This is a genomic window from Bacillus sp. AR2-1, from assembly GCF_008368755.1.
GTDB lineage: Bacteria > Bacillota > Bacilli > Bacillales > Bacillaceae_G > Bacillus_A > Bacillus_A wiedmannii.
Map to the genome: position 1 here is coordinate 53,617 of NZ_QORY01000013.1, position 8,804 is coordinate 62,420.

General features: G+C 35.4%; 9 protein-coding genes and 1 pseudogene. 8 read left to right on the forward strand and 2 right to left on the reverse strand.

Going from position 1 to position 8,804, the window contains the following annotated elements:
- Positions 1 to 25: 25 nt before the first annotated feature.
- Positions 26 to 1,228: an MFS transporter gene (locus tag DT250_RS15985; RefSeq protein WP_149213333.1), complete on the reverse strand. Its 1,203-nt coding sequence runs from the start codon at positions 1,226 to 1,228 to the stop codon at positions 26 to 28.
- A 319-nt stretch (positions 1,229 to 1,547) separates the two neighbouring features.
- Between DT250_RS15985 and DT250_RS15995 the strand changes: the two genes are divergently transcribed.
- The 8 genes and pseudogenes from DT250_RS15995 to DT250_RS32285 all read left to right on the forward strand — a co-directional run.
- Positions 1,548 to 2,636, forward strand: coding sequence for a DUF871 domain-containing protein (locus tag DT250_RS15995; protein ID WP_061680157.1), 1,089 nt, complete (start codon positions 1,548 to 1,550; stop codon positions 2,634 to 2,636).
- A 76-nt stretch (positions 2,637 to 2,712) separates the two neighbouring features.
- The gene (locus tag DT250_RS16000) at positions 2,713 to 4,653 is read left to right on the forward strand and encodes a BglG family transcription antiterminator (protein WP_097891342.1); all 1,941 of its coding nucleotides are present in this window, start codon (positions 2,713 to 2,715) and stop codon (positions 4,651 to 4,653) included.
- A 110-nt stretch (positions 4,654 to 4,763) separates the two neighbouring features.
- Positions 4,764 to 5,084 carry a PTS lactose/cellobiose transporter subunit IIA gene (locus DT250_RS16005; protein WP_000131328.1) on the forward strand — a complete coding sequence of 107 codons (321 nt, stop codon included), beginning with the start codon at positions 4,764 to 4,766 and terminating at the stop codon, positions 5,082 to 5,084.
- A 1-nt stretch (position 5,085) separates the two neighbouring features.
- A complete protein-coding gene (locus DT250_RS16010; protein ID WP_000275649.1) occupies positions 5,086 to 5,391 on the forward strand; it encodes a PTS sugar transporter subunit IIB in 306 nt (101 codons plus the stop codon).
- A 79-nt stretch (positions 5,392 to 5,470) separates the two neighbouring features.
- On the forward strand, positions 5,471 to 6,781 hold the full coding sequence (locus DT250_RS16015) for a PTS sugar transporter subunit IIC (protein WP_088608435.1): 1,311 nt from the start codon (positions 5,471 to 5,473) through the stop codon (positions 6,779 to 6,781).
- Positions 6,757 to 7,035, forward strand: a complete 279-nt coding sequence (locus DT250_RS16020) for a hypothetical protein (protein WP_000900037.1) — start codon at positions 6,757 to 6,759, stop codon at positions 7,033 to 7,035. Before DT250_RS16015 ends, DT250_RS16020 begins: the two co-directional genes overlap by 25 nt.
- On the forward strand, positions 7,025 to 8,110 hold the full coding sequence (locus tag DT250_RS16025) for a DUF871 domain-containing protein (RefSeq protein WP_098230353.1): 1,086 nt from the start codon (positions 7,025 to 7,027) through the stop codon (positions 8,108 to 8,110). Before DT250_RS16020 ends, DT250_RS16025 begins: the two co-directional genes overlap by 11 nt.
- An 80-nt stretch (positions 8,111 to 8,190) precedes the next feature.
- Positions 8,191 to 8,311: pseudogene (locus DT250_RS32285) on the forward strand (HEAT repeat domain-containing protein); the annotation flags it as partial.
- A gap of 99 nt (positions 8,312 to 8,410) precedes the next feature.
- Here DT250_RS32285 and DT250_RS16030 read toward each other — a convergent pair.
- Positions 8,411 to 8,804, reverse strand: a 394-nt coding sequence (locus tag DT250_RS16030; RefSeq protein WP_179952846.1) for a 3D domain-containing protein, incomplete at its 5' end; no start/stop codon positions are given.

Consider the following 8,804-nt stretch of genomic DNA (forward strand, 5'->3'; position numbering starts at 1 on the left):
TACTTCGAAAAAGAACCCATTAGCATTACCCAACGGCTTTTTCTTTTGTTTTATCCCCTTGTTTTTGCTTCCGTAAGCTTGTGATGTAAATGAAAAGAAAAGCGATAAGTAATAGAGAGGAATATCGATATACAGTTGCATAGTTGGTAAAGTGTGCAATGAATCCAAATATAATTGCGCCAGCGCCAATACCGAGGTCAAATGCTGAGAAGAATGTAGCTGTTGCGACTCCTCGTCGGTGTGGTGCTACTCGGTCGATCATCCATGCTTGTAGTGCAGGTTGAATCGCTCCAAAACCACTTCCGTAGCATGCTGCTGCAATAATTAAACTCGGAATTGTAGTTGTATACGACAATAAAATAATACCTGTAAACGTAATGATAACCCCTGGAATAATAACGAATGCATGACCTTTCGCATCGTATAACTTTCCAGAAAACGGACGAGTGACAGCGATTGCAAGTGCATTAAATAAGAAGAAGAGGCTTATATCAGCAATTCCGACTTCCGTAGCAAATAATGTAATAAAGCTCCCGATTCCGCCGTACATTAATGTAATACATAATATTAATAATGAAGGAAGTAAAGCTTTGCGCTCAATAAATCCATCGAGAAAAGTACCAGATGTTTGCTGTGGTGGTTGCGGCGATTTTTTGATTTGAAGTAGTTTCGTTAATATTAATGAAACAATTGTACATGAAAGTGCACATAAAAAAAGCATCGTGAAGTTATATGTTTGCATGAGCCAAAGTCCGATAAGTGGACCGAGCGCCATTGCAATCGTTCCAGAAAGACCGAAATATCCCATGCCTTCGCCGCGACGAGCTTGCGGAATTAAATCTGAAACGACAGTTCCATATGTAGTCGTTGTAATACCAAAGCCAGCTCCGTGTAAAATTCGCACGGCAAGCAATAGGAAGACGGTTGAAGCGAAAAGATAACTACCCATAGCGAGTAAACAAATAGCAGTACCGATCATTAAAATGATTTTTTTGTTGAATTTTTGCAAGGCGTTTCCAGTCAGTGGTCGAACAAAAAGTGCCGCCACGGTAAACATGCCTACAACAAATCCGATATTAGAACTTGTGCCGCCAATTTCTTTCACATAAACAGGTAAAGTAGGAATTAACATTTGAAACCCTAAAAACATACATAAGTTTGCAAAAATTAAAGCGACAAACTCTTTCGTCCATAACGATTCTCGTTTTACGAGTATTGCTTCTCCCATATATTCATCCCCTATATAAAATTTTCTCTTTTCTTTCGAGTATATGTATTGGTCAATGTAACAGTCAAGGAAGGTGCCTTGAAAACGTATAACAATTTTTGCGGTGAAAAAACTGACAAATTTGTGTAAAAGCTACACAACTCTGAAAAAAAGATGTAAAGTATAGATGTATAGACTTGTAGTTGTTATGAATGATAGAAATTGGTTTTTCTTTAAAGAAAGCGGATTCAAAAAGTAGTGAATGAGAAGGGGAAATATACTTTTTCACTACATATATTTGAAAAGGTTTACAAAACAATGAAGAAAGAGGCGTGTACATATGAGACGATTAGGTATTTCTATTTATCCAGAACATTCAACAGTAGAGAAAGATAAGGAATATTTAACATTAGCAAGTAAATACGGATTTAATCGTGTATTCACATGCTTATTGTCTGTAGATGGAGAAAAAGAGAAAATTATAGAAGAGTTTAAAGAAACGATCTCTCATGCAAATGCATTAGGGTTCCAAGTATTAGTTGATATTAGTCCGTCTGTTTTTACACAATTAGGTATTTCATATAATGATTTATCGTTCTTCCATGAGTTGGGAGCGTACGGCATTCGTTTAGATGTTGGATTCTCTGGTTTAGAAGAATCGATTATGACTTACAATCCATACGGCTTAAAAATTGAAATTAATATGAGTAACGGTACGAAATATGTAGATAACATTATGAGCCATAGACCAAACCGTGAAAATTTAATTGGTTGCCATAATTTTTATCCGCATCGTTATTCAGGATTATCATACGATCATTTCATTAAATGCTCGAAACAATTTAAAGATTACGGTATGAGAACGGCTGCGTTTATTTCATCCTTTGATGCAACGTACGGACCTTGGCCAGTAACAGAAGGCTTATGTACGTTAGAGCAGCATCGTGAATTACCGATGACAACACAAGCGAAGCATTTATTTGCGACAGAATTAATTGATGATGTTATTATTGCGAACGCGTATGCATCAGAAGAAGAATTACAAGCACTAGGTGCATTAAATAAAGAGAAACAAACATTTGATATAGGATTATATGATACAACAACAGAACTAGAAAAAATTATCGTATTAGACGAGCCTCATTTTTACCGCGGAGATGTATCTGAATATATGATTCGTTCGACACAAAGTCGTGTGAAATATAAGAAAGAAGAGTTCAAACCGCATAATACACGCGAAATTAAACGCGGTGATCTTTTAATTGATAATGAACAGTATGGTCAATACAAAGGTGAATTACAAATTGCTTTAAAAGATATGGTGAATACAGGAAAAACAAATGTAGTTGGCCGAATTGTGGAAGAAGAAATTTTCTTATTAGATTATTTACAAGCGTGGGATAAATTCGGATTTACATTAAAGAAATAGATAAAATGAAAAAGGAAAAAACTACTGACCTCAGCAGCTTTTTCCTTTTTATATATAAATTGTGAGAGGAAGAGCTATGACAAAAGTGCATCAGCGATTAATTTCTATTTTAGAGGAGTTTTTAGAAGAGAAATCGATGTTAAATCGAGCTTTTTTAGCGAGCCGTTTACATGTATCAACGAAGACGATTCAAAAAGATATAAAATTATTAAATGATATATTGGAAGAAAACGGAGCGAAAATTGAATCGCAAAGAGGGACTGGATACGAACTGGAAATTATACAAACGAAGAAGTTTGAAGAGTTTTGCGTGGGTCTATTTCAAAAACAGACTGAAAAGATCCCGACTTCTTATGAAGAAAGGATAGCGTACATCCTGCAACGTATTGTAACGACAGAGGGATATGTAAAGCTTTCACAGTTAGCAGAGGAGATTTATGTGAGTAAATCGACTGTAAATTTAATTATGAAAGATGTGACAGATATATGTGGTCGCTATCAATTACAAATTGAAAAGAGACCGTATTATGGTATACGTATTGTGGGAGAGGAGTTTCATATTCGGTCTTGTTTATCACAATATGGTTTACCGCGCTATGATCATACTCCGTTTCATGAGCAGTTTGAGCAGAGGGATACATATTTATCGTTACCTCATATACCGCTTATCCGTTCGGTTATCTTAAAGTATATCGAGGGAGGAACGATATATTTATCAGATATAGAAATTGATAATTTAGTCATTCATATTGCAATTGCAATAAGGCGTTGTGAAGATCAACATTATATGAAAGGACTGAATGCGGAGCAATCAGAACTCATAATAAAGAAAGAATATACAATTGCGAAAGAGATTGTAGGGGATTTAGAGAAAGAGTTGCATCTTTCATTTCCAGAAGAAGAAGTTTTATATGTGACGATGCATTTATTGAGTACTGCTGTTACAGCGAGAGATCGTTATGAAAATGTGGAAGAACTATTAGGGAAAGATCTATATGCATTTATGCAACATATTCTTTTTAAAGTAGCGGAAGAACGGAATCTTATTTTTTATTATGATGAAGAATTATTATTTGGTTTTGGTGTTCATTTAAAAACGTTATTAAACCGTTTGAAGTATAAGTTAAATACAAGAAATCCTCTATTGGCAGAAGTGAAAAAGAATTATCCGTATGCTTTTGAAATTGCGGTTCTCGTAGGAGATATAATTGGTGAATATACGGGAGAATCGATTCCGGAAAGTGAAATTGGTTATATTGCGATTCACTTTGGCGGAGCGATGAGTCGTTTACAGGAACAGAATCAAAAGAAAAGATGTTTACTAGTTTGTGCGACTGGTCAAGGAAGCGCCCAGCTATTGAAATATAAAATTTTATCACAGTTCCGAGATAAATTAGAGATTGTAGGGATTACAGGTTATTATCAATTGAAAGTGGAAGACCTTTATAAAGATAAAATAGATTGTATTATTAGTACGATTCATATACCGAGTGGTTTGCCTGTTCCAGTTATAAAAGTGAACTCAATATTTGATGATAAAGAAATTAAATCCATCGGTCAGCAGTTGTTTACGCATGTGAATACTAGTGTACAGCAGTATATAAAGGAAGATTTGATTTTTTTAAATCATAGCGCTTCTACGAAAGAAGAGGTTATCCAATTTTTATGTGAGAAAGCCGCTGAGAAAAACTATGTACCAGAAAACTTTTATGATTCTGTTATGGAAAGAGAGAATACATCTCCTACAGCCGTTGGGAATTTAGTTGCAATTCCACATCCGATGCAGTTATTAAGTGAGAAAACATTTTTGCTGTTTTGTACACTTAATAAAGCGGTTGACTGGGGAGATAAGAAAGTACAAGTTATTATTTTATTTAGTGTAAAGCGCAATAATAATGAAGATTTACAAAAGCTTTATGATTTTTTATATGATATTATGTCTAGTCAGCATACGATAGAAAAATTAACTCAGGCTGGAATGATTGAAGAATTTCAAGAGATTTTACTATCGTTTTGAAAAAGTATATAAAAACTTCCGTTACACAACGGAAGTTTTTTATGTTTAATTGTATGCGTTTTCATAATAAGATAACAATATAGAAAAAAGATAGCTTGGGGGAATTTAAAATGACTGATATGCAAACTCCATTTGCGTTAATTTTACATGGTGGCAATGCGAGAAGCGCGGCGCTTGAAGCAATTGCTTTTGCAAGACAAGGAGATTTTGAGAATGCGAGTGAAAAGATGACACTTGCTAGTGAAGAGATTTCAGCAGCTCATCGCATTCAAACAGACTTAATTCAAGAAGAAGCAAGAGGAAATCATGCAGAAATCAGTTTACTGTTAGTGCATGCACAAGATCATTTAATGAATGCAATTACAGTGAAAGAACTTGCTGAAGAATTTATCACTCTTCATAAACGAGTAGAAGAGAAAGTGACAGTATAAGATGTACATTTTATTATGTTGTGCAGCAGGCATGTCAACGAGTATGGTTGTAAGAAAAATGCAAGAAGAGGCAATGAAACAAGGGAAGGATTATAAAATTAAAGCAGTTGATTCAGAACTTGTGAAACTGGAAATAAAAAATGCTGATGTTGTTTTAATCGGACCACAAGTGAAGTATTTGTTTCCAGCGGTACAGTTTCTTGCGAAGTCATACGATATACCGGTTGCAATAATAGAACAAAGAGATTATGGCATGTGTGACGGTTTAAAAGTACTGAAACAAGCAGAACAATTAGTTTTAGCATAATTATATTTTTTTAAATATAAACATTATAATGTTATAACTTTTTGTCCTTACGTAGTAAAGAGAAAGAGGAGGGGTATTGATGAATGGTTTTATGAGTTTTATGGAACAAAAGATTATGCCAACAACGCAAAAGATTGCAGGACAACGACATTTATTAGCAATTCGAAACGGAGTTATTTCTACATTACCGTTAACGATTGTCGGATCATTTTTCGTTATCTTTTTAAATTTACCAATTGATGCATATATGGAATGGATTGCACCATTTCGCCATATTTTAGATATTCCATTCCGGTTTACAGTAGGTTTAATGGCATTATACGCAGCATTTGGGGTAGGAGCTTCACTCGCAAACTTTTATCAGCTCAATCAGTTAAGTGCAGGGTTGTTATCTGTACTCGCCTTTTTACTAGCATCAGTTGAACCAATTCAAATTACGAAAGCTGTACCAGGTGTTATTGATGCGGGAAGATATATTTCAGTAGGAACATTAAGTGCAACGTCTTTATTCGGCGCAATTGTTACAGCTTTAATTGCAGTAGAAATTTATCACTTTATGATTAAGCATAATATCTCGATTAAATTACCAGACAGTGTACCACCAGCAGTTGCAAACTCGTTTGCTGCATTAATTCCAACTTTAGTCGTTATTCTTTTATTCTGGGGTATTCGTTACGGTTTAAAATTCGATGTAAATACAACAATCACGTATTTAATCGCACCACTAAAATCAGTATTAGTAGGAAATAATTTATTCGGCGGTTTATTAACAGTATTCTTAATCGTGTTCTTCTGGTCATTCGGTATACATGGCCCAGCGATTTTAGGACCAATCATTCGTCCGATGTGGGATTCAGCAATTCTTGAAAATATGGAAGTATTCACAGCTACAGGAAATGCACATCAATTACCAAACTTATTTACAGAGCAATTTATTCAATGGTTCGTATGGATCGGTGGATCAGGCTCAACGTTAGCTTTAGTTATTATGTTTATGTTCTCTAAATCTAAGTTCCTAAAAGAGTTAGGTAGATTATCATTCGTGCCAGGTTTATTCAATATTAACGAACCGATTATTTTCGGGGCACCAATTGTAATGAACCCAATCTTAATTATCCCATTCGTTATAACACCGTTAGTTACAACGACAGTATCATATTTCGCAGTTGTTTCAGGCATGATTCCGCTCATGATGGCGAAGTTGCCATTTACGATGTTAGCACCAATTGCAGCGATTATTAGTACAGACTGGACAATTATGGCTGGTGTACTTGTACTTGTTAACTTTGTGATCTCATTCGTTATTTACTATCCATTCTTCAAAATGTATGAGAAACAACAATTAGTAGGAGAGGAGAAAACAGAATGCTCGGAGCAATTATCATCTTAATTACATTCGTAGCGGGGCAGTGTATTGCACATTATTCAAAATGGGTACAAAGTAAATCTTTATTAGTGTTACTACTCGTATCAATTGTATTTATCGGTAGTTCAATGGGTGCATATGTAATGCTAAGCTTACAATCACCGTACGTAATTATTGTACCAACGATTTTATGTGCAACATGTTTATCTGCAAAATATAGATTTACGAGCATGGCATTAATACAACGTGTGAAGGAGATGCAAAAGCATGGAGCGTAAATTAGGAATTTCACTTTATCCAGAGCATTCAACGAAAGAACAAGATATGGCATACATTTCGGCAGCGGCACGCCACGGTTTTTCAAGAATATTCACATGTCTATTATCTGTGAATCGTCCAAAAGAAGAAATTGTAGCTGAATTTAAAGAAATTATTAATCATGCAAAAGATAACAATATGGAAGTTATTTTAGATGTAGCTCCGGCAGTATTCGATCAACTTAGTATTAGCTATAGTGATCTATCATTCTTTGCAGAGTTAGGTGCAGACGGTATTCGTTTAGATTTAGGTTTTGACGGATTAACAGAAGCAAAAATGACGAATAATCCGTACGGCTTAAAAATTGAACTAAACGTAAGTAACGATATTGCATACTTAGAGAATATCCTTTCGCATCAGGCGAATAAACCAGCTTTAATTGGCTGTCATAACTTCTATCCGCAAAAGTTCACTGGTCTTCCGTATGATTATTTCATTCGCTGTAGTGAACGCTTTAAAAAACACGGTATTCGTACGGCAGCATTTATTACGTCACATGCAGCTGACATTGGCCCATGGGATATTAACGACGGATTATGTACGTTAGAACAACATCGTAACTTACCGATTGAAGTACAAGCGAAACATTTATGGGCAACAGGGCTTATTGATGATGTGATTATCGGAAATGCTTATGCGAGTGAAGAAGAGTTAGAGAAACTAGGAAACTTAAATCGTTACATGTTACAGCTGAAAGTACACTTTGTAGAAGAAGCGACTGAAGTAGAAAAGAAAGCGACACTGCAAGAATTACACGTAAGACGCGGCGATATAACAGAATATATGGTACGTTCTACAGAAGTGCGTAAAAAGTATAAAGACTATGATTTCCCAGTGCGCGAAAGTGTATTACAGGAAAGAGGGCAAGTTGTAATTGGAAACAACTCATTTGGTAAGTATAAAGGCGAATTGCAAATCATTCTAAAAGAAATGCCGATAGATGAACGGAAAAATATTGTCGGTACAATTGCAGAAGAAGAGTTATTCTTACTAGATTATGTAGGAGCTTGGACACAGTTTACTTGTGTGGAATAGGGAAGGGCAGGAGAGGATGCTATGGCATCCTCTTTTTTTGTTGAAATTATATAGAATGCAAAGAGATAGATTTAATTTGGACGGGAGAGAAGGAGATTGTCATCGCTCTTCGTTTTTTACATAAGTTTGTTAATCATGAAGAAGTTTTAAAGGCGTTTGATAAAGTATAAAAACCGAGGGAACTTATTTATGTCAGAGTGAAAGTTGTTTCGGGATCATATTAGTTACTTTCAAGAGAAAGTTAGAATGTGAGAATCAAAAAAAGAGTCAGCCTCAATGAGACTGACTCTTTTTTACTAACTAGTTTAATACTTTAACTGTAACTGTTTTACGTCCCCAGTTACTAGATGTACCTTTATCAGGCATTAAAACGTCGATTTTATTTCCTTTAATAGCTCCACCAGTATCACCAGCGATTGCTACTCCGTAACCTTCAACCCATACTTTTGAACCTAATGGAATGACACTTGGATCAACTGCAATTAGTTTCATGTTTGGGTTAGCTGTTAAGTTGTGACCTAAAGCTGATTTTACTTGGTCGCCTGCTTTATAACCATTTTCAAGTGGATCTGCTGTGTAAGCTGTTGCTACAACGCGTAGTTCACGAGAAGATGATGGTGCACTTGTTTCAGTTTCTTTTGCAACAGGTTGTTGTGTAGCAGGTTTTTGAGCTTTAGCCGCTTCACGAGCTTCA